The organism is Methanolobus halotolerans, assembly GCF_004745425.1.
Classification (GTDB): domain Archaea; phylum Halobacteriota; class Methanosarcinia; order Methanosarcinales; family Methanosarcinaceae; genus Methanolobus; species Methanolobus halotolerans.
In genome coordinates, this window is sequence record NZ_PGGK01000006.1 from 1 (window position 1) to 26,101 (window position 26,101).

The 26,101-nt window shown below is 41.2% G+C and carries 26 protein-coding genes and 1 pseudogene; 15 read left to right on the forward strand and 12 right to left on the reverse strand.

The features are described from left to right. The coding region (locus tag CUN85_RS06835; RefSeq protein WP_135389584.1) for a transposase at positions 1–199 on the reverse strand (199 nt) is incomplete at its 3' end. Positions 200–307: 108 nt separating this feature from the next. Next, on the reverse strand, positions 308–601 hold the full coding sequence (locus CUN85_RS06840; protein ID WP_135389585.1) for a transposase: 294 nt from the start codon (positions 599–601) through the stop codon (positions 308–310). A gap of 233 nt (positions 602–834) precedes the next feature. On the opposite strand from CUN85_RS06840, the gene CUN85_RS06845 reads away from it, so the two are divergent. Together CUN85_RS06845 and CUN85_RS13530 are read left to right on the forward strand one after the other, a co-directional pair. Continuing rightward, positions 835–1,461, forward strand: a complete 627-nt coding sequence (locus tag CUN85_RS06845; RefSeq protein WP_135389586.1) for a TVP38/TMEM64 family protein — start codon at positions 835–837, stop codon at positions 1,459–1,461. Positions 1,462–1,771: 310 nt separating this feature from the next. Next, a complete protein-coding gene (locus tag CUN85_RS13530) occupies positions 1,772–1,894 on the forward strand; it encodes a hypothetical protein (protein ID WP_268921604.1) in 123 nt (40 codons plus the stop codon). A 202-nt stretch (positions 1,895–2,096) separates the two neighbouring features. Here the strand turns inward: CUN85_RS13530 and CUN85_RS06850 are convergent, their stop codons facing one another. Beyond that, positions 2,097–2,288, reverse strand: coding sequence for a TRAM domain-containing protein (locus CUN85_RS06850; protein ID WP_135389587.1), 192 nt, complete (start codon positions 2,286–2,288; stop codon positions 2,097–2,099). A gap of 280 nt (positions 2,289–2,568) precedes the next feature. After that, complete coding sequence (locus CUN85_RS06855; RefSeq protein ID WP_135389588.1) at positions 2,569–3,033, reverse strand: phosphatidylglycerophosphatase A family protein; 465 nt, start codon at positions 3,031–3,033, stop codon at positions 2,569–2,571. A gap of 377 nt (positions 3,034–3,410) precedes the next feature. On the opposite strand from CUN85_RS06855, the gene CUN85_RS06860 reads away from it, so the two are divergent. Both CUN85_RS06860 and CUN85_RS06865 read left to right on the forward strand, forming a co-directional pair. After that, complete coding sequence (locus CUN85_RS06860) at positions 3,411–4,241, forward strand: DUF1638 domain-containing protein (protein ID WP_135389589.1); 831 nt, start codon at positions 3,411–3,413, stop codon at positions 4,239–4,241. Positions 4,242–4,311: 70 nt separating this feature from the next. After that, positions 4,312–4,920, forward strand: a complete 609-nt coding sequence (locus tag CUN85_RS06865) for a methyltransferase family protein (RefSeq protein ID WP_135389590.1) — start codon at positions 4,312–4,314, stop codon at positions 4,918–4,920. A gap of 189 nt (positions 4,921–5,109) precedes the next feature. Here CUN85_RS06865 and CUN85_RS06870 read toward each other — a convergent pair whose 3' ends face one another. Continuing rightward, on the reverse strand, positions 5,110–5,301 hold the full coding sequence (locus CUN85_RS06870) for a TRAM domain-containing protein (protein WP_135389591.1): 192 nt from the start codon (positions 5,299–5,301) through the stop codon (positions 5,110–5,112). 284 nt (positions 5,302–5,585) lie between these two features. Here CUN85_RS06870 and CUN85_RS06875 point away from each other — a divergent pair, with 284 nt between their 5' ends. The 5 genes from CUN85_RS06875 to CUN85_RS06895 all read left to right on the forward strand — a co-directional run bounded on the left by CUN85_RS06875 (position 5,586) and on the right by CUN85_RS06895 (position 10,773). Beyond that, positions 5,586–5,828, forward strand: a complete 243-nt coding sequence (locus CUN85_RS06875) for a hypothetical protein (protein ID WP_135389592.1) — start codon at positions 5,586–5,588, stop codon at positions 5,826–5,828. A gap of 77 nt (positions 5,829–5,905) precedes the next feature. Beyond that, positions 5,906–6,112 (forward strand): hypothetical protein, encoded by a 207-nt coding sequence (locus CUN85_RS06880; protein WP_135389593.1) that lies wholly within the window; start codon positions 5,906–5,908, stop codon positions 6,110–6,112. 176 nt (positions 6,113–6,288) lie between these two features. Further along, positions 6,289–8,307: a CocE/NonD family hydrolase gene (locus CUN85_RS06885; RefSeq protein ID WP_135389594.1), complete on the forward strand. Its 2,019-nt coding sequence runs from the start codon at positions 6,289–6,291 to the stop codon at positions 8,305–8,307. Between the two features lie 8 nt (positions 8,308–8,315). Continuing rightward, complete coding sequence (locus CUN85_RS06890; RefSeq protein ID WP_135389595.1) at positions 8,316–9,602, forward strand: ATP-grasp domain-containing protein; 1,287 nt, start codon at positions 8,316–8,318, stop codon at positions 9,600–9,602. A 94-nt stretch (positions 9,603–9,696) separates the two neighbouring features. Beyond that, positions 9,697–10,773 (forward strand): KamA family radical SAM protein, encoded by a 1,077-nt coding sequence (locus tag CUN85_RS06895; protein ID WP_135389596.1) that lies wholly within the window; start codon positions 9,697–9,699, stop codon positions 10,771–10,773. Positions 10,774–10,848: 75 nt separating this feature from the next. Here the strand turns inward: CUN85_RS06895 and mtaA are convergent, their stop codons facing one another. Then, positions 10,849–11,895: a methylcobamide:CoM methyltransferase MtaA gene (gene mtaA / locus CUN85_RS06900; protein WP_135389597.1), complete on the reverse strand. Its 1,047-nt coding sequence runs from the start codon at positions 11,893–11,895 to the stop codon at positions 10,849–10,851. 219 nt (positions 11,896–12,114) lie between these two features. Between mtaA and CUN85_RS06905 the strand changes: the two genes are divergently transcribed. Continuing rightward, the gene (locus CUN85_RS06905) at positions 12,115–12,774 is read left to right on the forward strand and encodes a YggS family pyridoxal phosphate-dependent enzyme (RefSeq protein WP_135389598.1); all 660 of its coding nucleotides are present in this window, start codon (positions 12,115–12,117) and stop codon (positions 12,772–12,774) included. 797 nt (positions 12,775–13,571) lie between these two features. Here the strand turns inward: CUN85_RS06905 and CUN85_RS06910 are convergent. Further along, positions 13,572–16,304: a UPF0182 family membrane protein gene (locus CUN85_RS06910; protein ID WP_235856232.1), complete on the reverse strand. Its 2,733-nt coding sequence runs from the start codon at positions 16,302–16,304 to the stop codon at positions 13,572–13,574. A 651-nt stretch (positions 16,305–16,955) separates the two neighbouring features. On the opposite strand from CUN85_RS06910, the gene CUN85_RS06920 reads away from it, so the two are divergent. The 5 genes from CUN85_RS06920 (at position 16,956) to CUN85_RS06945 (ending at position 20,289) form a co-directional block, all read left to right on the forward strand. Continuing rightward, a complete protein-coding gene (locus CUN85_RS06920) occupies positions 16,956–17,795 on the forward strand; it encodes an arsenic resistance protein (protein WP_235856246.1) in 840 nt (279 codons plus the stop codon). 466 nt (positions 17,796–18,261) lie between these two features. Continuing rightward, on the forward strand, positions 18,262–18,582 hold the full coding sequence (locus CUN85_RS06930) for a transposase (protein ID WP_135389601.1): 321 nt from the start codon (positions 18,262–18,264) through the stop codon (positions 18,580–18,582). A 243-nt stretch (positions 18,583–18,825) separates the two neighbouring features. Next, positions 18,826–19,110, forward strand: a complete 285-nt coding sequence (locus tag CUN85_RS06935; RefSeq protein WP_135389602.1) for a ferritin family protein — start codon at positions 18,826–18,828, stop codon at positions 19,108–19,110. 171 nt (positions 19,111–19,281) lie between these two features. Further along, entirely contained in the window at positions 19,282–20,043 is a 762-nt protein-coding gene (locus CUN85_RS06940; RefSeq protein WP_135389603.1) for a TrkA C-terminal domain-containing protein, read from the forward strand. Positions 20,044–20,091: 48 nt separating this feature from the next. Then, on the forward strand, positions 20,092–20,289 hold the full coding sequence (locus tag CUN85_RS06945; protein WP_135389604.1) for a hypothetical protein: 198 nt from the start codon (positions 20,092–20,094) through the stop codon (positions 20,287–20,289). 495 nt (positions 20,290–20,784) lie between these two features. On the opposite strand, the gene CUN85_RS06950 is transcribed toward CUN85_RS06945, so the two are convergent. From CUN85_RS06950 to CUN85_RS13710, 5 genes and pseudogenes are all read right to left on the reverse strand, one after another. Then, positions 20,785–22,245 carry an MFS transporter gene (locus CUN85_RS06950; protein ID WP_135389605.1) on the reverse strand — a complete coding sequence of 487 codons (1,461 nt, stop codon included), beginning with the start codon at positions 22,243–22,245 and terminating at the stop codon, positions 20,785–20,787. A 247-nt stretch (positions 22,246–22,492) separates the two neighbouring features. After that, the gene (lon, locus tag CUN85_RS06955) at positions 22,493–24,889 is read right to left on the reverse strand and encodes an endopeptidase La (RefSeq protein ID WP_135389606.1); all 2,397 of its coding nucleotides are present in this window, start codon (positions 24,887–24,889) and stop codon (positions 22,493–22,495) included. A 65-nt stretch (positions 24,890–24,954) separates the two neighbouring features. Further along, on the reverse strand, positions 24,955–25,374 hold the full coding sequence (locus CUN85_RS06960) for a MarR family winged helix-turn-helix transcriptional regulator (protein ID WP_135389607.1): 420 nt from the start codon (positions 25,372–25,374) through the stop codon (positions 24,955–24,957). Between the two features lie 120 nt (positions 25,375–25,494). After that, the gene (locus CUN85_RS13705; protein WP_235856247.1) at positions 25,495–25,752 is read right to left on the reverse strand and encodes a pentapeptide repeat-containing protein; all 258 of its coding nucleotides are present in this window, start codon (positions 25,750–25,752) and stop codon (positions 25,495–25,497) included. Between the two features lie 72 nt (positions 25,753–25,824). After that, a pseudogene (locus tag CUN85_RS13710) lies at positions 25,825–25,968 on the reverse strand (pentapeptide repeat-containing protein); the annotation flags it as partial. Positions 25,969–26,101: the final 133 nt, after the last annotated feature.

A 26,101-nucleotide genomic window follows, 5' to 3' on the forward strand; every position in this document is an offset into this window, starting at 1 on the left:
TTTTCAGCCTTCTCCATGCTGTAACACCAGAACCATAACGTTCAGGCAGGTCTCTCCATCTGCAACCTGTAGCTAGGACAAAGAGAATACCATTGATGACCTTACGGTCATCAGCTCTCTTTCTACCAGTTATCGGTTGTGGTGGTAAAAACGGTTTAATAAATTTCCACTGTTCGTCTGAGAGTTCTTTAAACCCCATTCAAATCCCCATAATACTATTGATGAAAGGGGTATTTATATTTTTGAAACCAGCTCTTTATTATTTCTCTTAAGTATTCTTTAGACTTGATGAATGTGACTGAAATTACTATTTAACACTTTTCCATATAGATTCTATCGGATTCAGATTTGGCGAATAAGGTGGTAAGAACAATAGCTCAATTCCTGGTTCTTGAGCTTTTGCAACTGTTTTCTTTGTATGGTGAGCTCTAAACTTATCGATTATGATAACTATTCTTCCAGTTGCAATCTGCACAGAATCTCCTAAATATCTGAATTTAATAAAATAAAGCCTTTGGAGCAATCTGGAATTCTTTTCTTTTTTGATAAGATCATCAAACTGCTCCAGAGTTAGCTTGTGCTCAATATTTATCCCCCTCATAATAAAAGATAAGTATATCAAGCATAATCAACTATATGTTTAACTATAATTCTTTCCATCGGTCCTGATATTTAACAGCATCAAGAGAAATGCTTACTTTCAGGAATATTTACATTTATTCCTTGTTCTGAGTAACTAGCAGATTATCGAATTTAGTTAATCCCAATAGAAAATCCTTTGCAGGAAGAATAACAAACTCATTCTAAAAACGTTGACTGAAAGGAAGAGATTATATGAGTAAAGGCAAAAATGTCTTAAAATGGAGACATATTCCTGTAATACTTGCTTTTATATTCCTTTTTTTGTTTATATTGTTTGAGGTTTCAGGCTTAATAACTCTTGAAAGGATTAACTCTCTTGTCCGGGAATCAGGTTCTTTTGCAGCAGTCTTAATAATATTGTTTCTGATTATTGATCTTATTCTCCCGATGCCTTCTACGGTATTAATGACCTTTTCCGGAGCGTTTTATGGGACCTTCATGGGTACATTGATAAATATCACAGGATCTCTTCTTGCCTCATTAGCAGGATTTGTAATAACAAGAAAACTGGGGAAAAGATGGTCATTCCTCGACAATCAAGAAAAACAATCCATGAATGAATGGTTCAGAAAATGGGGAGAAGGGATACTTATTCTTTCAAAAATGATTCCAATAGCATCCGAGACGATGGCATGTTTTGCAGGACTTACGAGAATCTCCCTGAGTCACTTCATTATCTTAAGTTTAATAGGAATAATTCCTGTTTCAGTGTATTATGCATATTTTGGAAGCATCTCTGAAAGCTTCTCTGAATGGTTGCTCCCATTATTTTTTGGGATTGCAATACCCATTATAGTCTGGAGCATACTAAAAAGATAAAAGGAAAAATACAGAAACTAATTTCATAAGTCTGTATAAATTAAATCTATCTGTTGTTATTTATTTGATGTTCAAAACCGGTTCAACTTTCAAACTGATTAGTATTTCCATATTTCCGACCTGTGGCCAGGACATCTGCAGATTCTATTCAAATCAATCTGCTTAATTATTAGAAACTAAAATGGAAAAGTCAGTTTCACAAGAGGTTTAATTGCATGGCCTATATTTTACAATCATGTATGCTTCCTGAGTGCCTGGAAATAAAAGTGGAAGCCATACTGATAGATTTGAACAGGGGAGGTGAAAGCATATGGTAAAATGCGGAATTTGTGGAGGAGACGTGCCACAACAGCCACGCGTTACAGATGAAGGAAAATGTGACCAGTGTGGTAAACAATTAGAACTGGCTGAATCGGAAAAGAGCAAAAGGTGATTGCTGTACTTCAGTTAGAAATTAACGAGCTATCCTAACAAGAGATTTGCTGGCAGGAGGGCAGTTTCCACATTTATGATTAACAATAATCAAGAATGCTATATACCAAATTATAAAAAAGTAACAGTGTATAGAAAAGTAAGAGTGGGAGATCAAAATTTGATCTTCCAAGCACATTTTTAATTAATCTGAAATTGTAAAATTAAACAACTTCGCCAAATGCGAACTTGCGCATTACTTTTGTAACTTTTACAGTAACTTCGTCGCCGACCTGTGTGCCTGGGACAAAGATGACAAATCCGTTCACTCTTGCAATTCCGTCGCCTTCTCTTGCAATATCTTCAATTGTCACTTCGTAGCTTTCTCCAGTCTCTACCGGAGCGTTTGAATCCATGTTATCGAACAAATATTTCACATCCTTTAGTAATTAGCTTAAAAGGAAATACAATAATTTGGTTAAAGATACTAAAAAAAAACAGTAAATACGGTTAAAGTAATACTATTTAACTATTAGACCTATAATTCATCAAATTAGTTTAAACCTCTAAAAGCATTCTTACTAATGAAGTTGGTCATATATAAACTTTCTGATATGCATGTACAAAACAGGGCATAAAAAACTTCTCACATTTGCAATCTTTCTCTCACAAAATATATTGAGATCTCGGAGATCATTACACTTTCCCTTTTGATCCCTCCAACAATTTCGAAACCTTGCTCACTAACAATATCAGCGCAATGGCTATTGATGCGGCAGCAATATCATCCAGAACGATACCAAATCCTCCGGGTAGCCGTTCAACTGCGTGAATACCCAGAATTTTCAGGTAATCAAATAATATAAAAAGTGTAAGACTCGCAGCAACATGTATAACTCTCAATGATGATAGAACAAGAAAACCTGCTGCAACGAATTCATCGATGACCACACAAAATGGGTCCTTTCCAATCATTGCAGCAGCAATGTTTGTAATGATGATTGCCAGGATGACCTGCAGGATAAGTATATAATACCAATATTTTGTATGTGACCTTAACCACCACCCCCAACCTGCACCAAGAACTGCAGCCATCCCGGGAGCAAAAGGCAATTCACCAAGGCCTGCCAGTGTCACAATAAAAATTACTGCTTCGTTCATGTAACTTCATTCTTATATGCGTGTATTCTATAACCTAAGTTCTACTCGTGGAATCTCATGAGCCCTACTTTCTTACTTACATGCATTTACTGATATACTTAATTATCTTTAATTATCGTAGTTATGGAGAACTTCTACAGAGGCAGGTTTTATCCTTTTCAAACTATTACATTAAAAATGAAACTAAAATAAACTGATCTACCAGTCATAGTATTTTTTCTAATCTCGAAAAATACTATGCAAGATAAAGGTTATGTTCATATATAAGTTAGCAGAAACCATATTATGCTTAACGGGGTAACACTGTTTACGGAGAAAATCTTCATTTGTAGTATGTGGGAGAACCGTGTGTCAAAAACCAAAAAGAAGGTTACAAAATGCCGTCATTGTATGTAATATCCTGCCGTATGTTTGAAGATGAACTTGTTCACATATTCGAAGAAGAAGATAAGGATGCCCGCGTGATACTGATCGAGAACGAGAATATAGAAGGAATTGAAAAGAAATTTAGTGAAGTAGGAATAAAGTACGAAAAAACCTCCGTTGAGGATTTGCCTTTAAAGCTCGGTCCGAAAGAAGATTTTATAGTAGTTCTTAACATTCTGGAATTTGCACTGGATGCTAACCCTTCACTTCTTAAGGATAAAGTCTACACATCCATCGAAGAGACCGGGAAATATTTTAATGGTATCCTCGTTTTCTACGGCCTCTGTGGAAATGTGCTCGGTTCACTCGAGAAGGATTTTTCCTATATGGATATTCCGGTGAGGATACTTAAGGATGCCTGCGGGAACATTGTAGATGATTGTATATGTGCCTCTTTTGATAACAGGGATGCCTATGTCAATGCAGTGATGGGTGAAACGCGAGGAGAGGGCACATACTTCCTTACACCAATGCAGGCAGCTAACTGGAGGGAAATGCTTGTTCTTGCTAAACTGGCTCCTGATCCTGACGATACCGAAATGATGAAAATGGTCTTTGACTATTCCGGTTATAAAAATGTAGGGAAGGTGGACACAGGATTATCCTATGAAAAAGATTTCGGGAGCATTGTAGATGAATTTGCCTCCCTCTTTGACTTTGAAAAACGTCTATTTAGCGGATCTACAAAAATATCTGATGAATGCTACCATTCCATTAAAAAGTACATAGTTGAGAATGTTACTGCTGAATCATCTGTAGAAGGTGAAGCTTGTAAAAACTGAATCAGCCCTATTTAATTCACAAACTCTAAATACAACCTTCTCCAAATAAAAACTTGGAGAGTACAAGAACTTGGTTTCATCCACAATCATCCTGATAATCAGTCTGGTGGCATTTGCAGTCATACACAGTTTTTTAGCAAGCCTGTTTTTCAAACGCCTGCTTATAAGGGCTATGGGTTCCAGGGCAGAAAAATTGTACATGCCTGCGTTCAGCCTCATTGCAGTGATAACGATATTGCCGCTTGTTTATCTTCTCTACAAGTATCCGGGACCGATAATCTACATCGTTCCGTCTCCATGGCGCTGGCTGATGGTGGGCGGGCAGATAATCGCTGCAGTCGTTGCCCCAAGGGCTTTACTGGATGCACCTCACAGATTCAGGATTAGGTCACAACTATCTGCACCGAATTCCCCTGAAGCGGGTCATCTGGATATCCGGGGTATTTACCGATGGGTTCGGGACCCCTTCCTGCTCTCTGGCCTGGTGATCATCTGGCTCACTCCCTTTATGACAGTCAATCTGCTGATCATATTCATTCTGACCACAATATATCTTTATCTGGGGTCCCTGCATTGGGAAAGCAGGCTGCTTGCACAGTTTGGTGATGAATACCGGAGCTATCAAAAGAAGGTGCACAGGATAATCCCTCTTCCTGGAAGATATCGAAGAAGGCTTTGACAGGACTTATTCAGAAAATCCCTGTCTGGTCTGCAAGTTCCTGAATGAGGTAAGCAAAAGTATTCCTGATCCCGAATCAAATTAGTAAGGTAAATAATGACTTAGGAAAGTGAACTATAGAAAAGTAAGAATGGGAGATCAAAAATTTGATCTTCCAGACACATTTTTAATTGATCAGAACTTGTAAAATTAAGCAACTTCGCCAAATGCGAACTTGCGCATTACTTTAGTAACTTTTATTGTAACTTCGTCGCCGACTTCTGTGCCAGGGACAAAGATGACAAATCCGCTTACTCTTGCAATTCCGTCGCCTTCTCTTGCAATATCTTCAATTGTCACTTCGTAGTTTTCTCCAGCTTCGACCGGAGCATCTGAATCCATGTTATTAAACAAATATTTCACGTCCTTTAATGATGAGCTTAAAAAGAAATACAACCAATTGATTAAATATAAGAAAAAACAGTAAAAACGATTAATGTAATACTATCTAGCCCTATTATTTATCTAAGTAGTTTCAACCTCTTAAAGCACACTATAAACGGAAGTATACTATATAAACCTATTCCTGTGGAACCATATGTATTTCATTCGCCCGCATTGTTGAATTGCCAGCCTACTCCTAATCGAACGAGTATGAAAATGTAAACGGTATCTTTGAGGTCCATATGATAGATATCACAAAGGTGGATAATCCAGGGTCAAATGACACTGCTGAAGCAGAAATCATATTCACAGACCCTGCCGGGAAAAATGAATACAGGGTCGTTCTGACTGATATTATCCCGGTAGGTCCGGATCACCCGTTCGGTGGCGGAGTCATTATTGACAGCTACTTACACGGTAAATCATCGATAGTAACCCGTATGGTAGCAACAGCCTGTGTATGGTACATTTTGGGGAGTGAGTGAGCTATACGTAAACGGTGAAATTGCGAGCGATAACAGTCTGGTACATGTAATGGCAACTGAGCAGGTAAGAACTTCCGATGAGGATTACAGACTGCTTTTTGACAATGAACTGCCACATCAAGGAATACACACATATTGTGTTAGCTGATGTTGTAGTCACACCAGAGGGAACGATGCAGGAACCCGTACCAACAGATTACATGTTACCTGACGGAACAGAACAGCCATTTATTCACATAATTTTCGAAGATACCGAGATTCAGGGATTGGATGTTCCGGGATGATCAGATATCCCGGAACGGGATTAAAAGTTCGAATCTGATGTTGTAGATCACCACATTTGCTTTATATTTTTAATAATTCTTTTTTGATTGCTTATTTAAAAAAATATCTGAGAATAAATCATAGATAAGTTATTTATGTCCTCATGCTGACAATATAGTGGGAGAGGGAGGTTTGGATGAGCTGCATAGAGAATCTACCCGTAAGGGAACTTGAAAATGTCTGGATTACAATGCCTGATAGCTGTAATCTTGCAGCAAAGGTATGGTTACCAGAAGATGCTGAAAAAGATCCAGTTCCGGCTATCTTGGAGTATATCCCTTACAGAAAAAGGGATTTTAAAGCAGTACGTGATTCCCGGATGCACAGATATTTTGCGCAGCAGGGCTATGCATGCCTCCGTGTGGATCTCAGGGGTAGCGGAGATTCTGAAGGGATTCTAAAGGACGAATATCTTCCCACTGAATTAAAAGATGGCGTGGATGTCCTGAAATGGATAGCTGCACAGCCTTGGTGCAACGGAAATGTTGGAATGATGGGAATCTCATGGGGCGGTTTTAACGCACTCCAGATAGCAGCAATGAATCCACCTGAATTAAAAGCTGTAATTACTGTAAGTTCCTCGGACGAGAGATACACTGATGATGTCCATTACATGGGCGGATGTATGCTCACGGACAACCTTTCCTGGGCTTCGAACATGTTTTCATATAATTCAATCCCACCGGACCCTGCCATAGTTGGAGAACGCTGGAAGGATATGTGGCTGGAAAGACTTGAAGAAAGTGGTCTGTGGCTGAAAAAGTGGCTTGAACACCAGCATCGGGACGATTACTGGAAACATGCTTCAATAGCCGAGAATTACGGAGCTATCAAATGTCCTGTTTTTGCGATCAGTGGCTGGGCAGACGGTTATTCAAATACGGTTTTGCGTCTTCTTGAACATCTGGACGTACCAGTAAAGGGTCTGATAGGAGGATGGGGACATAAGTATCCACATTTAGGAGATCCATGTCATTCAATCGATTTTCTGAAAGAGTCAGTAAAATGGTGGGATCACTGGCTTAGGGCTGTGGATACCGGACAGGACAATGAGCCGGCAATACGTGTGTGGATGCAGGATAGCGTCTCACCCCTGATAGCAAAGATTCCCGGGCGCTGGGTGGCAGAAGAGAAGTGGCCGTCCCAGCGTATTGAAATGAAAGAATTCATCCTTTCACCCAACAGGATCAACTTCGAACCTGTAAATACCGGGGAAGAAGTGATGAAAGAGGAAATGCGCATAATAAGCCCCCTGAGTGTTGGTCTTTTCGCCGGGAAGTGGTATTCCTATTCGGAATCAACGGACAGACCACACGACCAGACAGAGGAAGACGGAGGTGCACTTATCTTTGATAGTCCGGAGCTTGAAGAGGATATCGAGATATTTGGTGCTCCGGAGCTTGAAATTGAACTCAGTTCTGACAAGCCGATTGCGATGATCGCTGTTCGCCTCAATGACATGTGCAAAGAGGGCACATCTACCAGAGTAAGCTATGGGCTCCTGAACCTTACACACAGAAATGGTCACGAGAATCCTCAAGAACTGGATGAGGGATGTTTTTACAGGATAAGATTACAGATGAACTACGTGGCTCAGTGTTTTCCTGCCGGCAACAGGATACGTGTTTCAATTTCTACTTCTTACTGGCCTTTTGCGTGGCCGAGTCCCGAATCATTCGTTCTGACCATAAAATCAGGGGGAAAACTGTTCCTTCCTGTCAGGCCTCGTAACGACAGGGATGAAGAGCTTCCTGAATTAGGATTACCGGTGATGGCTGAACCGGTTCCAACTACACTTATTGTACCTGCAAAGAGGGAATGGACCGTGACACATAACCTTGCTAGCAATGAAGTGAAACAGAAGATCATCAATAATGATTCCAGGATACGTCTTGATGACATTGATCTGGAACTGCAAAAGGATACAACTGAAGTATATACATATTTCAATAACAATTATGACACTGTAAGGGGAGAGGTCAATACGATCCGCAGCCTGAAGAGGGGAGAGTGGCACGCAGTTAGTATCACCAGAACTGTCCTGACGTCCACCCGAAGACACTTTCGTATCCGGGCCATCCTGGATGCATACGAAGGAGATACACGGTTTTTTAGCAAGAGCTGGGATGAGACCATTCCCCGTAATATGATGTAGGGGTTAAAATGAAAATGAAAATGAATGTTTTTATCGTGGGAATGGACCGGTTCAATCTCAAAAAGCTGCAGAGAGTTCCCGAAGCAGAAGAATGCGAATTTCATGCCGCTCTTTATATCGATGAGATCAGGAATATTTCGCAGTATGATATGGATGCACTTATCGACAAAGCTGAGCAGCGCATAAAATCGACTCCCGGAGGCATTCATGCTATAGTCAGCTATTTTGATTTCCCGGCAACGGATCTTATACCCATTCTTGCTGAAAAGTTTGGGGTTCCGGGCCCTGATCTGGAATGTATTCTCAAGTGTCAGCACAAATACTGGAGTCGGTATGAACAAAAAAAGATCATTCCCGGCCACATACCTGAATTCTGTCCATTTGACCCCTTCGAAGATGATCCTTTTTCCTCTATTAATCTTGAACTGCCATTCTGGATCAAGCCATTCAGGTCTTTTCGCTCATTTCTGGCTTTCAAGATCACCACAAAAGAGCAATTTTATGAATACATTGATGAAATACGGGAAAATGTCAGTTACATTCATGAGCCGTTTCTATACATCCTGAAAGTACATGAGATACCGGATGAAATAGCAAATATGAAAGAAAGCTGCATCGCCGAAAAACCGATTTCAGGACACCAGTGTACGCTTGAGGGTTATGTTTTCAATAAAAAAGTGGTGATCTACGGTATTGTGGATTCTATCAAAGACCAGTATTTTTTCTCTTTTTTACGCTATGAATATCCTTCCTGTTTACCGGACGAAGTGCAGAATAGGATGGTAGATGTGTGCTCCAGATTCATTAAGCATATCGGACTGGATAATTCGGCGTTCAATGTGGAGTTTTTTTATAACCAGGCAAATGATGAAGTATATCTGCTTGAGATCAATAGCAGAATATCTCAATCCCATGCAGACCTCTTCGAAAAAGTTCATGGAATGTCACATCACCGTGTGATGCTGCAGATAGCACTTGGAAGAGAACCTGATCCCCTTGGACAGAACGGGGAGTTCAGATATGCAGCCAAGTTCATGTACAGGACCTTTGAAGCGGGAAAAGTACAGAGAGTTCCTTCAGAGGAAGAGATTGATGAAGTCATAAAAGAAATACCAGGTACCATCATCAAAACAAGGGTCGTGGAAGGACAGAGACTATCAGAGCTCCAGATGCAGGACAGCTATAGTTATGAGCTTGCCGATATTTTCGTAGGAGCTCAAAACCGGGATGAACTGGTCGATAAGTACAACTATATCCTTGAGAGGATTCCCTTTTCAATTGAAAGAAAGAACTGATTATGCAATGGTTCTGCAGCATTGATTCTGTTCTTATCAGACCGAACAGAATATATTTAATGACTTCAAGTAACTATAAGGAGTATTCACTATAATGAGTGAAGAATGGAAGAATCAGATTAAAGATCAAATTAATACCCTGGAACAGCTCGAAGAAATAATCAACGTAACAGATAGTGAAAGAGAAGCCATTGAAACCCTCAATACACGCTGGGGTACTACACCTTATTTTGCTTCGCTTATGGACAAGGATGATCCTGATTGTCCTATTAGAAAACAGGTCGTTCCCTCTCTTCATGAAAAAAATAACAAATATGGAATGACCGATTATCTTGTCTGGAAGGAAAACCGGGATACCGATGAAGTGCGTCCTGATAGTATTGCCAGACAATACAAGGACAGGGTAGCTTTCACAGTGCTGCAGAAATGTGGTATTTATTGCCGGCATTGTTTCAGGAAGGAGCTTGTTGTCGATGATGACCTGAAACTGGATTTCGATGTGGATGAAGGTATTGAATGGATTCGTCAGCACCCGGAAGTCCGGGATGTGCTTATCACGGGCGGGGATCCGCTATTATTATCAGATGAACAGATAGGATATTTAATAGAAAGCCTCAGGGATATCCCGCATGTCGAAATGATCCGTATCGGTTCAAGGTTGCCTGTCGTACTTCCACACAGGATCACTGATGATCTTAAGAAGATACTAGGTGGCTATCATGATGTACCAATATGGCTGAACACACAGTGTAACCACCCAAAGGAGATTACAGACAAAACCAGACGTGCTGTTTATGACCTTGTCACTTCAGGAGTAAACGTAGGAAATCAGGCCGTGCTTCTGAAAGGTATCAACGATGATGCACAGGTCATGCGCGAACTTCATCAAAAATTGTTAAGCGCAAGAATAAGACCGTATTATATATTCTATTGTGAACCTGCACCGGGAATCGATCATTTCCGGACTCCTGTGGAAAAAGGGGCCGAATTGATACGTGACGGCCTAAGAGGTCACACAACAGGTTTGGCACAGCCAATGTATGTAATAGCAACAAATATTGGTAAGATCCCATTGATGCCTGATTATTACACCATGGACAAGGATGAAGAAAAATATGTCCTTAGGAATCATCGTGGCGAATTGACAGAATTGCCTAATATTCCCGAATGATTCTGATCACAACCGATATTCCGGTGCCTTAAAATAGGCACCCATAACTATTAGATGGTTTATAATCACGATAGATCATTGACCCTGCTCCGAATATGAATATTCATCCCTTGCCTCGACCATGGCCAGAAGGTTTTTCAGAGGCGATTCCGGTGCGATCCCACAACCAGGCGCCAGTATATCAACGCCCTTTTCGAGACAGATCATGGATTCTTCCCTGACATCATCGGCAGTTTTACTGAAAAGAGTTATTGATGTGGAAATATTCCCGATAACAGCTGTGTTCTTCTTGTGGGCCAGATCAACAATACGGCTCAGGTCCTCCACACTTTCCTCAACACTTATTGCATTAAAGCCACAATCCAGCAGATCAGGAATTATACTGTCTGTTTTCCCACATACGTGAATAATACAATGACCATCAACACTATCTGTAAATCTTATCAGTCCGGGTTTTATAAATTCTATGAAAGCATCCGGACCCATAATATCAGGAGAAGCAGTTGCATCTGCAATTACTACCGCATCTGCACCTGAATCGATTAATGCATTGGCATACAATATACAGATATCAATACATTTATCGACAATCTCCCTGGCAAGTTGCGGTTTTTGGATTGTCCATTTTAAAAAGTATCTCATTCCACAAAGATAAGATGCGAGATCTGCAGGTCCTTCAAGTCCTGCCACAATTGGTATTTCCTCTCCTTCTTTACTTCTTAGAAGCTTTGATACTTCCAGTATCACAGGTATCCGCCCTCTTCCCGGAAGATCCGGCGGCACATCGATTGCTTCCGGATTATCTTCAAAAGGATGACTTACTATTGCCGGTGTTCTTGCCTTAGTGCCGGGATCGATGTTGCACCCCATTGCTTCACCAAGTACGGTTACATCAAAAGGATAACGTATAACTTCAAAATTTGCAACTGTATGCAAAGAACCTGCGAGTTTTACCATCTTTTTTGGATCACGATCCGCTTCCGGCCTGATTGCTCCGGTGATATCCATCAGTTCAAGTAAACCTGCTGTAGTCACAGTGCCCACAAGTGGAGCTCCGACATATTTCCTGTCAAGAATATCCCGAAACTTTTTTCTGAGAGTTATTTCTGGTTCGTTGATGATATTACCTCAGTTCTGTTCTTCTAATATATATGCCGGGCCTATTATTGAAAAAAGTTTGCATCAAACTCGTACTGTAACAGATTAAAAAGATATACCGGTATTGAAGCAGAATACTTAAGCAAAATAACTTATTTATATGAAATTAGTTCATTAATTCAATTGATCGCAATCAAAACAGTCCAATTTAAGTGCATTGAATAAAATCGATAAGGGAACAGAATGTCAGTAAATGAGAATGTTAATATGATTCTTAAGGAGCTTGGAAGGACAAAACTTGTCTGTGTCACCAAAACAGTGGGACCTGAAAGGATGAATGAATCCATAAGGGCCGGAGCCACCATCATAGGCGAGAACAGAGTTCAGGAGTTCGAGGAGAAATCGGATGAGATTCTGCCCTCTGAAAAGCACCTTCTAGGACATCTACAGACAAACAAGGTTAAAAAAGCTGTCCGGCTCTTTGATGTGATCCAGTCGGCCGACTCATTAAAAGTAATACAGGAAATTGATAAAAAAGCAGCAGAAATAGGAAAGACACAGGAGGTCTTCCTTCAGATCAATATAGGAGAAGAGCCACAGAAATACGGCTTCAGCCCGGAGGAGATAGAAACTGTCATGCCGGAAATACGTTCACTCAATAATATCCATGTTCATGGGCTCATGTGCATTCCTCCTTTTGTACAACCCGAACAGGTACGTCCCTATTTCAGGAAGATGAAGGAGCTTTTTGATGAGTTGCAGCAGAAAGGACATGCAAAAGAGGATAATATCAACATCAAGGAACTCTCCATGGGAATGTCCAATGATTACAGGGTTGCCATTGAAGAAGGAGCTACTATGGTGCGTATCGGTTCTGCAATATTTGGAGACAGGGATTACTGAGGAGCAAATCCGGCTTGTACTATAAACAAACCTTCACTTATCTCTAATGGAATGGATCCTTAAAGGTGATTAATACTAAACTGACTCTATGGTATCGTCTATTTCTTCTTTTGACTCTTTTTGCTTCTCAACGAATTTCTCGATCAGATTCTTTCTTGATACTCAAGGTAGATCCATCCTCCCAGACTAACAATAAGTGCTCCGGCAGTATCGGCATAGATAATGCATAGTATATGTCAGGCTTGAAAGTTGCAGGTTTGTCCCAAAGAAAGTATCACTTGTGTATTCTACAATTTCCCACAGAGCCCCCTATCGCCAGCGAGAATCCAAAAGTGAGAATGACTGTCATGGAAGGGCTCAATTCGGTAGATTCTGGTCTGTATCGGGTCAGTTCGTTAATCAGTAAGAATCCAGGGGAACCCACGGTAAGACCAAACAACAGATGCATAAATAGACCCCACCACCAGTACTCTTCGAAATAGTTTCTTAATTACCAGGTAATAAAGCAAGATAAAAACAGATAATTATTGGGCTCTGTAAAAATCCTCACAATTCAGGTGATAATCAAATTTTGATAATAATTCAAATGTACTGCCAGCTATTGAACTAAGTTACAAGTTTTGCCTTGATGATAGCGTTTTTTATAGGTTTTCTACAGAGCTTCATTGGCCTTTATTAATTATAATTAGGCAAAATGGGACAAAAGTTTTATGTTTACATTACCCTAAGAACCTTATATATCACTAAAAAATTAAACATGGAAAGTAAAAAATAACAGCCAGGTTATAAGCCTATTATTATGTCGTACTTAAATTTGTTCCCTGCAATGGCGCACTGGAATTTGTTTCCTGAACAACCATAGAGAGCTGGTCAAGTATGTCTTCCATCTGATCGATCTCTTCACCATATCCGGCCCAGTTACCTTCTCCTAGGTGTTCCTGAGCTCTGTTATAATGGTCCAGGGCCTGTTGTGCAAGGTTCCTTGTGATTATCGGTACCTCTGCCTGAGTACCATCCTCCTCAATGACCATGCCCTCAACCAGCATTTGCAACGATATTTGCAGATTTTCTCCCATGACGACCTTCTGTCCGGAAGACGCTACAACTCTCCTGAGCTCAGGAATTTCGGACTCTTCAGCACTAATGAATATAGGTTCTGTGTACAATATCGAATTACCAATAGGCACCACCAGCAAATTACCCCTGATCACCCGGGAGCCTGACTGGCCCCAGAGAGTCATCTGCTCGGAAATATCCGGATCCTGATCGATCCGGGATTCAATCTGGGTCGGTCCGTAGATAAGTTCGCCCTTTGGCAGTTCATAATGCTTTATCTCACCATAGTTTGGTTCGTCACATCTGGCTGCGATCCATGCGATCATATTCTCCCTGTTGCGGGGTGTGAAGGGTTGCAGTAATACATATTCCAGCCCGCCGCCATTGGGCAGTTCTGTGATCATGTAATATGGTTCCATTTCGATACTACTGCCCCTGTAGACCTCTTTTGGGATCTGCCAGGCATCTTCTCTATTGTAAAATGTCCCGGGATCTGTCATGTGGTAGTTTTCGTACATATCCATCTGAACCTTAAAGAAATCCTTTGGATAGCGAATATGTTCCTGCAGACCTTCAGGCATCTCACTGTAAGGCTTGAACAGGTCAGGGAAGATCTTTGAATATGTATTAACGACAGGTTCATCCTCCATCATATAAAAATCGACAGTGCCTTCATGGGCATCGATAATAACCTTCACGGAATTCCTGACATAATTGTTACCATCGAACTTAGTTCCGTAGTGTGTTTCTGAATACGGGTATTTGTCAGCCGTAGTATAGGCATCTATTATCCAGTAGACTTTATCGCTGTATATTACAGGATACGGGTCATTATCATACTCAAGGAAAGGAGCTATCTTTTGTGCTCTTTCTTCGATCTGCCGGTCATACATCAGGCGTGAGTTATCGTCGATATATTCACTAAGGATGAACTTCGGTTCGCTAAAAATGTATGCAAATGCCAGTCTTTTAACAAATGAGTCCAGTAGTATCCCGCTTGCGCCTTCGTATTGTGTGAATACGTTCTGTCCTCCTCTCGGATAGTCGAATTCAGCTCTTCCCGAATTTGCTATTTTGTATTCATCAGTGATCTCCCCATAATAGATACGCGGGTTGGAGACATTGAACACCCCGACCGGCGGAATGTTGCTTAAAACAAACTCAGGTCTGCCATCTGATGTCTTCGTACTTACGGGATTCATCACGACCCCGAACCCATGCGTATAGACAAGACGTTCATTCACCCATGTCCGGGCTTCCGGGGCCAGCTGGGTTGTATCGAGCTCTCTTGCCGATATCATATACTGCCTGTATCCTTCATCCGTATGATACCGGTCGGTATCAACATCATTGAATGTGTAGTAGGTTCTTATCTGCTGGAGTTGCCTGTAGGTCTGTTCAAGGGCACGCCTATCCCATATCCTTATGTTTTCGGTGACCTGAGTGTTATTTTCCAGTTCTGAGGGGGTCAGTTCATTATTGATCTCAAAAGAAGTTTCTTCGATATCCGATAGGCCAAAAGCCATTCTTGTATAATTTATATTATACTCAAGATAAGGTTCTTCCAGCTGGAATTCCGTAGGTTCAACTCTGTATTGTTGATAAGCACCCGGTACAAAGGAGCTGGCCAGGAAGAATGCCGCTATCAGAGCTATACCTATGATCGGGATCTTTATGTTCTTAAGTTTTACATTTGCCAGTAAAGCGACCGCTGTTAGCAAAGATAATATTGTAAGTATGTCAAATATCGGAAGCCTTACATGCACGTCAGTATAGCCTGCACCTGATACGACCCCTTGTTGTGAAAATAGTATCTCGTACCTGTTAAGGAAAAAACCAAAGGCGATCAAAGCAAACAGGAAAGCAAGAAGTGCCGATATATGGATCAGGACCTTTGCAGGCAGTTTGTCAATTACATCCTCTACACTGATATTGCGGCTCTGGAAGTAATATTCATCACGTTCTTTTGTACTGGTTTCAGATTGGAATATAGGTTCGAGCCTGTATAGGTAGAGAACCAGGACCATTATAAGAGAGATAACGGTCAGGCCGAAGAATACCCCTCTTATCAAGTGAATGAACGGGAGCTGGAATATGTAGAATCCTATATCGTTCATCAGGACAGGATCCTCTATTCCAAAAGGTGTACTGTTAAGATAGAGCAGAATAGTTCGCCAGTTTCCACTGAATGTCAGGCCGAAGAAAATTGAAAATGCCCCTATTACTATCAGGATTGTCTGAGAATCTATTTTTTCGTAGGGAATGTTCTTTTCAGCAAGTATCTTGCTTATCGAATCTCTTGCAAATCTCGCATTGATGTAGAGGAATACAAATGCAAGTATAAAACCGGGTATTATCGTAATTAGCTGCCATTGCAGGATTGTTATGAAAACTGATGTATATCCGATCATTTCAAACCAGAGATAGTCTGTGTATATTCCAATAAGGCTACCCATGCCCAGAATCAATACCATTATCAACAGAAAAAGTATTTTTATATTTCTCATAGCAAACCCGTTAAAGGACTTATAATTGGTACTAAGTCCACATAGAATATAATTTACATCCTAATAAATCCTTTCTCTATGATTATTTGACTTAATATTGTTATGTAAGGATACCCTACTGCACCGCAAACATGAACCCCGGCAGGAATAGTACCAGTACGGGGTTTTTTGCTATCTTTATAATATCATTTGCGATGATTGAGGTTGTACCACTTCTATACAGTATCACTCCTATTATACTTCCTCTCGTAACTGCAATTGCAAACTCTGCAAAATGTAACTCATACCTGGCGTGATTGCCTCCATAGTGTTATCCATCTCACCAGCATAAAGCTCTACAAGAACCAAATCTGCTATCAGGCTCAGAAAAGGGTGGACCCTTGGACTTGTTGTGAGAATAAGAATGAACATATATAGAAAAGGCAAAATGCATTATAGAATAATACCTTAATGGCGTGTTAAGATACATTCTTTTTGCTGCGAGGAAATAAGATGGACCCCATCGAAAAATATCAATCTCTCTTCATATTAGTATCTGTAACAGTTGGTTTAACTCTTGGCCAGGTTCCACTTATTCAAAACTATGCTGCTCTTTTTATCGTTCCTTTTCTGATGTTGATGTTATTCGGGATATTTTTGCAGGTCCCCCTCAGTCAATTGAGAAATTCTTTTAAGAACTGGAGGTTCGCAAGCATAAGCGGGAGCATAAACTTCATATTCAATCCATTGCTGGCCTTTTTCCTCGGTTTCCTGTTCTTAAGGGATACACCTGCATTATGGATTGGTTTTATTATGCTCATGGTCACTCCCTGTACTGACTGGTATTTGCTTTTTACAGGGATTGCCAGGGGTAATGTTCCCCTGTCAGCATCTATTCTACCCATGAACCTGATCCTCCAGTTGATATTGCTGCCAGTATACCTGTTGATCTTTGCAGATACAATTGCAACCATTGATCCTGTCCTGCTCATGGAAAGTGTGCTTCTTATTCTGTTCATTCCCTTCCTGATGTCTCTTATATCGAAGGTCACTGTGCCAGCAATAAAAGGAGAATACTGGCTTGAGAAAAAAATATTTCCCAGGCTTGATCATGTACAATTCCTGTTTTTGAACCTTGCGATTATTTCCATGTTCGCTTCACAGGGAGAACAACTTGTTCAGAGTCCCCTGATACTGCTGAAGCTCATTACCCCTGTATTGCTGTTCTTTGTGATCGTATTCGTTGTGGGGCAGCTAGTCGGGAGGTATCTTGGTTTTTCTTATCAGGATACCGCCAGTCTGAATCTGACAACACTTGCACGCAATTCTCCGATAGTGCTTGCTATCGCACTTACGGCCTTTCCGGACGAACCATTGATAGCACTGACACTGGTGATCGGTCCCCTGATAGAACTGCCGGTGCTGGGCATCATATCCCACACTCTGCTGAAGATCAGGAAGCGATGGGCATGCGAATGATATCTGCTGAAAATGGTTTACTGCGAAAGCATCGGGAGCAATGTCTAGTTCTTCCTATTCAGGATCGGACGTATTTCCGGTTTTAACCGATAATATGTATATCTGGAAATTTTGAAAGACTCAGCAACATCGTTCTGTTTCATGATAGAGAGATGATGAGATACAAGGTTCTGTTTCTGCTTTAATACATGAACCAATGCCCCGACATAATAATCTTGTTTAAAAACATAATATGCGACTTTAACCTGATAGGATTATTCAGCACCTTAAATACATTGCACAGCCGGTCAATTTCAGCTTCATTGGCATTGAGTTCATTCTCTAGGTTCTGTTCCCACTCTGTTACTATTATAAATCAGGACTGCTCAGCTCTGTAGAAAACCTATTTCCTATATAATTTAGGCCGTAATCGTTTAAAAAGGATAAAAACCCAAAGTGTTAAATTGCTACCGAAAACACAAAGGGGATGTTTAGTGTTTTGAGTAACAAGTACTTAAAGTTTGTTGATGCAGCGCTAGCTGCATCAGGAAACTCACATTTGCAGATCTACAGTTGTAAGTATTCCAAGAGGAAAAAGATCAAAGGATTCTATCGTAGGAAAATGGTAAAGGAATTCGATGAAGAACTGTATCATAACAGAAGCCTGGTTGAAACAATGTTCTCAGTACTCAAAAGGAAATATGGAGATAATTTAAAGGCCAGAAAGTTCAGGAATCAGGTAAAAGAGATTAAAATAAAACAAATAGTAAACAACCTTGGCAGATACAAGGTTGGTTGTTTGATCTAAATGAGGATTTCTACAGAGCCAATATATTCAATAGCTATTAGCACTCTTTGATTTATTCTTACTTTGATTTTCGCCTGAATATCGAGGATTTCTACAGAGCCCTACAGAGGAGAATTTATTATTCAGTTGACTGCCACCGGGGGGGCAGGCGGTTTTCTGATTGAACATGAAAGTATCCAATCAATATTAGTTTTTTCCAAAAGATTTATAGCATCAAAAATTCATATTTGCACTGGTGATTACATGATCCATGAAGAGAGAAGTAAATTATCAGAAAAGACCCTGGACCTTAAAAGAGCGATCGATTCTCTAAAAGAAGAGCTGGAAGCAGTTGACTGGTATAACCAGAGGGCAGATGCCTGCACCGACGGTAACCTTAAGAAAATATTGATACACAACGCCAATGAGGAAAAGGAACATGCAGCTATGCTTATCGAATGGATAAGGCAGCACGATGAGAACTTCGCCAAAGAACTCAAAGATTATCTTTTCAGTGAAGAAGAGGACATAGCAAGTCTCGAAGACTGAATCCTTAACTTTTTTAAACCATTTATTTCATCTACCCATAGTTTGCTTAATTGCGGATATATACCAAGTATCCTGTTAACAGAACAAAAGTTTAATACTCGTATTTACAAGGTATATGCAAAGAGATTTCTAAAGATGAAAACCGAAACAGGTTCCAGGGAGTAAAGCTGGATGGCAGCGGCTTTGGTAACATTTTTCGCGATTATAATCCTGTCACTCATTATCAACAGGATAGCTACGATAGCCCTTACTCTTACAGGCATGTCCAGTGAAGTTGCACGTTTCCAGGCACGCTCGGCATTCAGTGGTGCAGGTTATACCACACGTGAATCTGAAAGGATGATGAGTCATCCCATGCGCCGCAGGATTATCATGACGCTAATGCTGGTGGGAAACGCAGGAATAGTTACGGTCATAGCCTCTCTAATCCTTGTTTCCTTTAATGTCGGAAACACTAGCTGGTTGGGCCAGATCACTACCATCCTTGCAGGACTGACTGTTCTTCTGGCTTTAACTAAGAGTCGGTGGGTTGATAAACATTTAACCCGGCTTATTAACTTCGCACTTATGAAATGGACCAGTATCGAGACAACCGACACTGCAAGCCTGATCTATCTTGGTGGAGATTACCAGGTATCCGAACTTGAGATCGAACCAGAGGACTGGCTGGCTGATAAAACACTTGCTGAACTTAATCTGCCCGATGAGGGAGTGCTTGTGCTTGGTATCCAGGAACAAAACGGAGAATATAATGGTACCCCACATGCCTACAGCAAGATGAAAGTGGGTGATATCCTTCTGCTCTATGGTAGTGGGAGATCGATACATTCACTGGACATGCGGCGCAAAGGTATAATCGGAGAAGTAGAGCATCAAAAAGCGGTTATGAAGCAAAAGCAGATAATAGAGGAACAAATGGAAGAAGAGAAATAAACTGATAAAGGAAATGTGACTTCATGAATCCACCAAGTCAAAGAAAAGATGAATTGTTTCTTTGAATCTGACAGGCTCGCACTCAGATCCTGGACACATGAGGATAAAACGGAATTGAGGACAATAAATTCAGCTCCTGCTGTGATGGAATACTTCACCGGGATTCTGATTTCTGAAGAAAGTGATATGCTAGCTGATAAGATCAAAAATGGATATTATGGAGAAGAGATGGCTTATACCGGATGACCAGAAGTGAATTTGCAAAAAGCAAATATACAGCTAACAACCAGGTAAAACATCTTTTTTTTGAGAATATGCCTTTGATTATTTTAAACGCATATCCAATTATAATGCCATTAAAATAATCATTGCAAATAAAATATCGTATTGTTCGTACAATTAAGAACGGTTTAGGTTATATACAAAAATGACCTACTATAAAATGCGAGCATGGGTCGCTCGCACATTTTAGACCGAAATTTACGGGATATGGGGATATCTCGGATTCGTAAGGAAAGAGGCGCCGGAAGCGTGGTGGTTTATCAGGTGCCTCATCCCACCTTATGAACATGGCAAAAAAAGCTGTTATCCTATAAAAGCCGTTTCCACTAATGATTATTCTGTCCTTTAAAGGAAAGTTCAATGTCTTTTTTCATAAATAATTTCCGATATGGCTTTTATAAATACTTTCATAGCCTTATTGATATAAAATAACATTTCAGCTTAATCTCATTTAGCTCGTTACATAGATTTTCCTCGTGCAAGTGAGGCAAAAACCCCTGCAATACAAAGTATAGCGAACAGAATAAATGCATACTGCAGACTTGCAGTGAACTGCGGGTAGTATTCAGGCGTTATCATGACAGGACCAGTGACAATAGCAAGAATCATCATCGCAACACCCATTGAAAGCATCTGTCCAAGCAGCCTCATGGTCCCGGTCATGCCTGATGCCACACCGTAGAATCTTTTATCGACCGAGCTCATGATTACGTTGGTGTTCGGAGAGGAGAAGAATCCGAATCCAGTTCCCAGCACCAAAAGAGCAATCATCATGTACCATACAGGAGTTGTCCCTGTAACAAAAATGAGAAGGAAGAGTCCGGTTGCAGTGAGTCCCATGCCTGCCGATGCAATCAAACGTGGTTCGACCTTATCAGAGAGCCTTCCAGCAATCGGCGATATCATAGCCTGGACAACTGGCTGCACTATCAGGATCAATCCGGCGCTTTGGGGTGTGAAACCTTTAGTGTACTGCAGATCCAGACTCAGGAGAAAAGTCACTGCGAAAGTCGCACTGTAGCTGATGAGCGCAGACAGATTAGAAAGGGCAAAGACCCTGTTCCTTGTAAGAAGCCTGATATCAAGGACCGGGGAGAGTATCTGCATCTCATAAAAAGCAAAGAGTATCACTCCGGCGATACCTGCTACCATAAGAGAAACTCCTTTTAGATCAGGAAGGACTGAAAGACCGTACATAACTGAGATTACAGCCAGGCCATAGAGCACTGATCCCGTTAGGTCAAAACGCTCACCACTGCACTCTACCCACTCACCTTTGAGTTTCCAGATAATCAGGAGAATTGTAGAGACCCCTATAGGAACGTTTACCAGGAAGATACTCCTCCAGCCAAGATGCTGTGTCATCAGCCCTCCTATGAACGGGCCGGATGAAAGACCGATGTAGACTGCTGTGATATAGATGCCAAGGGCTGTACCCCTCTCTCCGGGCGGGAAGACCGAAGTGACTATAGCTAGCCCGGTTCCGAAGATCATAGCACTTCCCAGACCCTGGACAACCCTGATAGATATGAGAGTCTCCGTAGAAGGGACCATGGTCATTGCCAGGGATGCAATGGTGAAGATAGTTATACCGTAGAGAAAGACCTTTTTTCTTCCGTAAATATCAGCGATCTTACCGAAGGGTACAAGAAACACCGCTGAAGATAGCAGGTAAGCGGTCGCGACCCAGGAGAGGGCAATCGCATCCATATGGAACTCTGCACCTATTGTCGGCAGTGCGATATTAACTGCAGAGCCATCAAAAGGAGTTATGAAACCGGCGAGTATGGCAATAAGAAGTACGATCTGTTTTTCCGTTCTGTGGACGGAGGTATCAGGAGTCTGGCAGATCCCCGGTTCTTCAGAAGGTATCAGAGTATTCTCTGCAGATGGTCCGGTGTCACTTGTTTTTCTTACCATGTACATCACTGATTGCAAGTTCATCGTTTACTGAATCTTTAAAATATAAATAGTATTCAGTTTTCTTGTTTTGAATAAAATTAAGGTCAGCAGATAAAATCGAAGCTATGTTCCAGGTATGCTTTTGAAAAACCCCAGAAAAATGGCAGGAGCACGATAAGGAAAACAGACCCCGATATCTCTAAAGTCTGTAAAAAAAGAGATTGTGGCCCCTGTCAGGCCAAAAACGATTCCTTCATCTGTCTGTTCAGATGGGAGGTACGGATGCACAGGTATTTCCGATATATGGCGCAATCGGTTTTTGAAGATTTATGTTCAGGGCCTCTTTCAGAACATCTTCAATTGTCTCTACAGGTACGAACCTGAGTTCATTCCTGACATCTTCAGGCACATCTTCCAGATCCCGCTCGTTCTCTTTTGGCAGGAGTACCTTTTTGATACCGGCTCTGTGAGCTGCCAGCACTTTCTCTTTTATGCCACCCACAGGCAACACAGCACCGCTTAGTGTGACCTCGCCTGTCATGGCAAGTTTCGGGTCAACCGCTTTACCTGTGATCAGGGACGTAAGAGCAGTAAAGAGAGTCACGCCTGCTGAGGGACCATCTTTTGGAGTTGCTCCCGAAGGCACATGGATATGGATATCACTTGCAGTGAAGTCAAAGCTGCTGGTAGTGGTTGCAAGCCGTGACCTGACAAGGCTCAGAGAGATATGAGCCGACTCTTTCATCACATCTCCAAGCTGACCTGTAAGCGTGAGATTACCTTTTCCGGGCATGAAAGTGCCCTCTATGAAAAGGATATCTCCTCCCACAGGTGTCCAGGCAAGTCCTGTAACCACACCGGGCACGTTATCTTTTCTGGCCTCGTCCTGCCGGATCAGTTCTTTTCCAAGGATCTCCTTGAGCATATCAGCCTTTACCACGTATGAGAGTTCAGCCTTTCCTGAGACAATCTTCTCGGATACGAATCTTGCAGTCTTTGCAAGCTGCTTCTTAAGACCTCTGACCCCTGCTTCACGAGTATATTTATCGATGATAGTTTTCAGAGCATCATCTTCTATCCTCAGATCGTCCGCATCAAGCCCATGCTCCTCACGTATAACGGGTAGTATATGATCTCTTGCGATTGCAAGCTTTTCATTCATGGTGTAACCTGATATTTCGATAATCTCCATTCTGTCAAGAAGCGGCCCGGGTATAGTTGCCAGAGAGTTGGCTGTGGCTATGAACAGTACTTCAGACAGATCATATTGGACCTCCAGATAGTGATCCGAGAATGTGCTGTTCTGCTCCGGGTCAAGGACTTCCAGAAGTGCACTTGCAGGGTCTCCTGAGTAGGAAGCCGAGAGCTTGTCGATCTCATCCAGAATGAAGACCGGGTTCTTTGTGCCTGCCTTTTTTATACCCTGAACTATCCTGCCTGGCATGGCTCCGACATATGTTCTTCTGTGTCCCCTGATCTCTGCTTCGTCCCTTACACCACCAAGGCTCACACGGACATACTCCCTTCCAAGGGCGTCCGCGATACTCTTTCCAAGACTTGTTTTCCCGGTTCCGGGAGGTCCTGTAAACAGTATGATCGAGCCCTGTTTCTCACTTTTAAGCTTCATGACAGCAAGGTGCTGGATGATTCTCTCTTTGACCTTTTCAAGTCCGTTATGGTTGCTCTCAAGCACATGACGGGCTTCGGTAATATCGATGCTCTTTTTCTCTTCTATTACCCATGGAAGGTCAACCAGAATATCCAGATAATTCCTGATAACATGGTTTTCAGGATTATGATTGCCTCCAGTTTCGAGTTTCTTCAACTCAGAGAGTGCTTTCTTTTTAACTTCATCTGGCATTTCTGAGTTTTCGACTCTGTCTCTGTATCCTCCTTCACCTGAAACAGGATCGTCGTTCTCATTGAGCTCTTCCTGGATCACCCTAAGTTGTTCTCTGAGCATCGCTTCTCTGTGCGACTTATTCACCTTCTCAGCAACCTTTTTTGCAACATCTAACTGAACATTGATGTTCTCTTTCTGGTTTGTCAGAACAAAGAGGAAAGTGAGGTAACGTTCACGAACGGAAACTGTTTCCATAAGGTCCTGTTTATCTTTCAGCTCTATGGGCATGAATGGCATAACGTAACCCATTATCTTGTCAATGGAATCCATCTTGTCGATCGGCTTGACAAACTGTTCCGAGCTCTGGAAACGGTCACTTATATCATGAATTGTCTTTTTTACATCTGCTATGAGCTCCTCCTGGAGTTCATCATCTAGATCATCGATGTCAGGAACAGGCTCATATGCTGTATAGAACACTCCCTCTTTTTTGTACAGGGAAACAGATCCCACTCTCTGGATAGATCTCGCAGAAACCATGTATCCTTTATCAGCGGGTTGAACAAACATCACTCGAAGTAGGTTTCCTGTTCTGTAAAAAGCATCTTCTGAAAGATCAGAGGGTTCCGTACCACTCTTTACAGTCAACCCAATTACATATGCAGATCCATCATTTTTAACTTTATTTAAAAGTGTTTCTCCGGTGGTTCTGTCAACCAGGAATTTGGTCTGACTTTTAGGGTAAATAACTGTTTCAAAGAGCGGTATCGCAATACTTTCTTTACTCTCTCTGTTGTTAGTGGTTTGTTGTGAATACATTATTAATCACTTGATATTATCATAAGTATTTAGTTTTAGTTAACCTAATTATGCGGCAGAAAAAATTATCTCACTTTTTGCAGAATCCATATAAGAGTATCCACATCTTTCTCGTCCAGTGAACCTGCCATCCTTTCAATAAGTTTAAACAACGCGGCCTCTTCGGAACGGGCCAGAGTCTGCCCTTTATCGGTCAGACGTATGTAAAATATCCGGCCGTCATCAGAGGATTTTTCTCTGTATACGCATTTCATTTTAACGAATTTGTTGATCATCTCTGTAATTGTGGGTTTTGAGTTTCGGGTAATCTTTGCAAGCCCGCTGAAAGTCACTTCCCCATGTTCGTCGATCATTCTCAGGTACTCTATCTGCTTCACAGTGATGTCCGGCAATCCACATTCAGAGAATAAGTCAGAAGAGCATTCGCTTTTGATTCTAAGAAGGTTTTCAAAGACTATATATAAATGCTCCTTTTTCTCTATCATATCTTCATCCGGGCTGTTAGTTAGGGCTTGCCTAATTATAAAGCTTTCGGCGATATCCACATAAAGTAATTTTGATCGCCTGCTGATCTGAATAAGTTCCTGATATTTTATCCGGCAGTTTCACACCAGTTCAATATCATAGACATTTAGAAGTGAAATGACTTCGGGAACAGAGAATTTGGTACTTTTCAGGAAATTATCAGTCGGGTCTATATTATAACTTATTGCATTCTTGAATGATGCATGGCTTAGATCCGTATTTTTAAAGATGCTGTCCTTAAGGTCTGAGTCTTCAAAATTCGCATTCTTAAGATTGTTATTTACAAAATCACAATTATAGACCCGGCAGTTGATGAAATCCGTGTTTTCAAGATTCATATTGCAGAACACCGAATAGGATATCAAAGAATCCTCGAAACCGATTGTTAGTATGAAGTTGTTGCATTTTGAAAAATCCAGTCCCATAATCTTACAGTTACTGAATCGGACATCCCGGAATTTTGTGTTTCCCAGGTTCACATTCGATAAATTACAATTCTCAAAACTGGAATCGATAAACATTGAATTCTTGAAAGAGATTCCTGTGAAATCGATATGATCAAATGTCTAATATTCGAATTCCTTATCTTCTAGTTCCATAATTATCCTCTTCCCCGATCTCATAACCAAAATAAGTTTCTGCACTTCACTAATATCTTTGCATATGTCAAAAATAATAATGCTTAAA

Bases quoted from the DNA above. Each gene is read 5' to 3' on its own strand.
- CUN85_RS06850 (WP_135389587.1), bottom strand. From the start codon at position 2,288: ATGGATTCAAACGCTCCGGTAGAGACTGGAGAAAGCTACGAAGTGACA.
- CUN85_RS06880 (WP_135389593.1), top strand. From the start codon at position 5,906: ATGAGGATTACAGACTGCTTTTTGACAATGAACTGCCACATCAAGGAA.
- CUN85_RS06940 (WP_135389603.1), top strand. From the start codon at position 19,282: ATGGCAGCGGCTTTGGTAACATTTTTCGCGATTATAATCCTGTCACTC.
- CUN85_RS06845 (WP_135389586.1), top strand. From the start codon at position 835: ATGAGTAAAGGCAAAAATGTCTTAAAATGGAGACATATTCCTGTAATA.
- CUN85_RS13705 (WP_235856247.1), bottom strand. From the start codon at position 25,752: ATGAATCTTGAAAACACGGATTTCATCAACTGCCGGGTCTATAATTGT.
- CUN85_RS06875 (WP_135389592.1), top strand. From the start codon at position 5,586: ATGATAGATATCACAAAGGTGGATAATCCAGGGTCAAATGACACTGCT.
- CUN85_RS06855 (WP_135389588.1), bottom strand. From the start codon at position 3,033: ATGAACGAAGCAGTAATTTTTATTGTGACACTGGCAGGCCTTGGTGAA.
- lon (WP_135389606.1), bottom strand. From the start codon at position 24,889: ATGTATTCACAACAAACCACTAACAACAGAGAGAGTAAAGAAAGTATT.
- CUN85_RS06885 (WP_135389594.1), top strand. From the start codon at position 6,289: ATGAGCTGCATAGAGAATCTACCCGTAAGGGAACTTGAAAATGTCTGG.
- CUN85_RS06910 (WP_235856232.1), bottom strand. From the start codon at position 16,304: ATGGTATTGATTCTGGGCATGGGTAGCCTTATTGGAATATACACAGAC.
- CUN85_RS06860 (WP_135389589.1), top strand. From the start codon at position 3,411: ATGCCGTCATTGTATGTAATATCCTGCCGTATGTTTGAAGATGAACTT.
- CUN85_RS06890 (WP_135389595.1), top strand. From the start codon at position 8,316: ATGAAAATGAAAATGAATGTTTTTATCGTGGGAATGGACCGGTTCAAT.
- CUN85_RS06840 (WP_135389585.1), bottom strand. From the start codon at position 601: ATGAGGGGGATAAATATTGAGCACAAGCTAACTCTGGAGCAGTTTGAT.
- CUN85_RS06870 (WP_135389591.1), bottom strand. From the start codon at position 5,301: ATGGATTCAGATGCTCCGGTCGAAGCTGGAGAAAACTACGAAGTGACA.
- CUN85_RS06905 (WP_135389598.1), top strand. From the start codon at position 12,115: ATGTCAGTAAATGAGAATGTTAATATGATTCTTAAGGAGCTTGGAAGG.
- CUN85_RS06895 (WP_135389596.1), top strand. From the start codon at position 9,697: ATGAGTGAAGAATGGAAGAATCAGATTAAAGATCAAATTAATACCCTG.
- CUN85_RS06935 (WP_135389602.1), top strand. From the start codon at position 18,826: ATGATCCATGAAGAGAGAAGTAAATTATCAGAAAAGACCCTGGACCTT.
- CUN85_RS06950 (WP_135389605.1), bottom strand. From the start codon at position 22,245: ATGGTAAGAAAAACAAGTGACACCGGACCATCTGCAGAGAATACTCTG.
- CUN85_RS06920 (WP_235856246.1), top strand. From the start codon at position 16,956: ATGTTATTCGGGATATTTTTGCAGGTCCCCCTCAGTCAATTGAGAAAT.
- CUN85_RS06930 (WP_135389601.1), top strand. From the start codon at position 18,262: ATGTTTAGTGTTTTGAGTAACAAGTACTTAAAGTTTGTTGATGCAGCG.
- CUN85_RS06960 (WP_135389607.1), bottom strand. From the start codon at position 25,374: ATGATAGAGAAAAAGGAGCATTTATATATAGTCTTTGAAAACCTTCTT.
- CUN85_RS13530 (WP_268921604.1), top strand. From the start codon at position 1,772: ATGGTAAAATGCGGAATTTGTGGAGGAGACGTGCCACAACAGCCACGC.
- CUN85_RS06945 (WP_135389604.1), top strand. From the start codon at position 20,092: ATGAATTGTTTCTTTGAATCTGACAGGCTCGCACTCAGATCCTGGACA.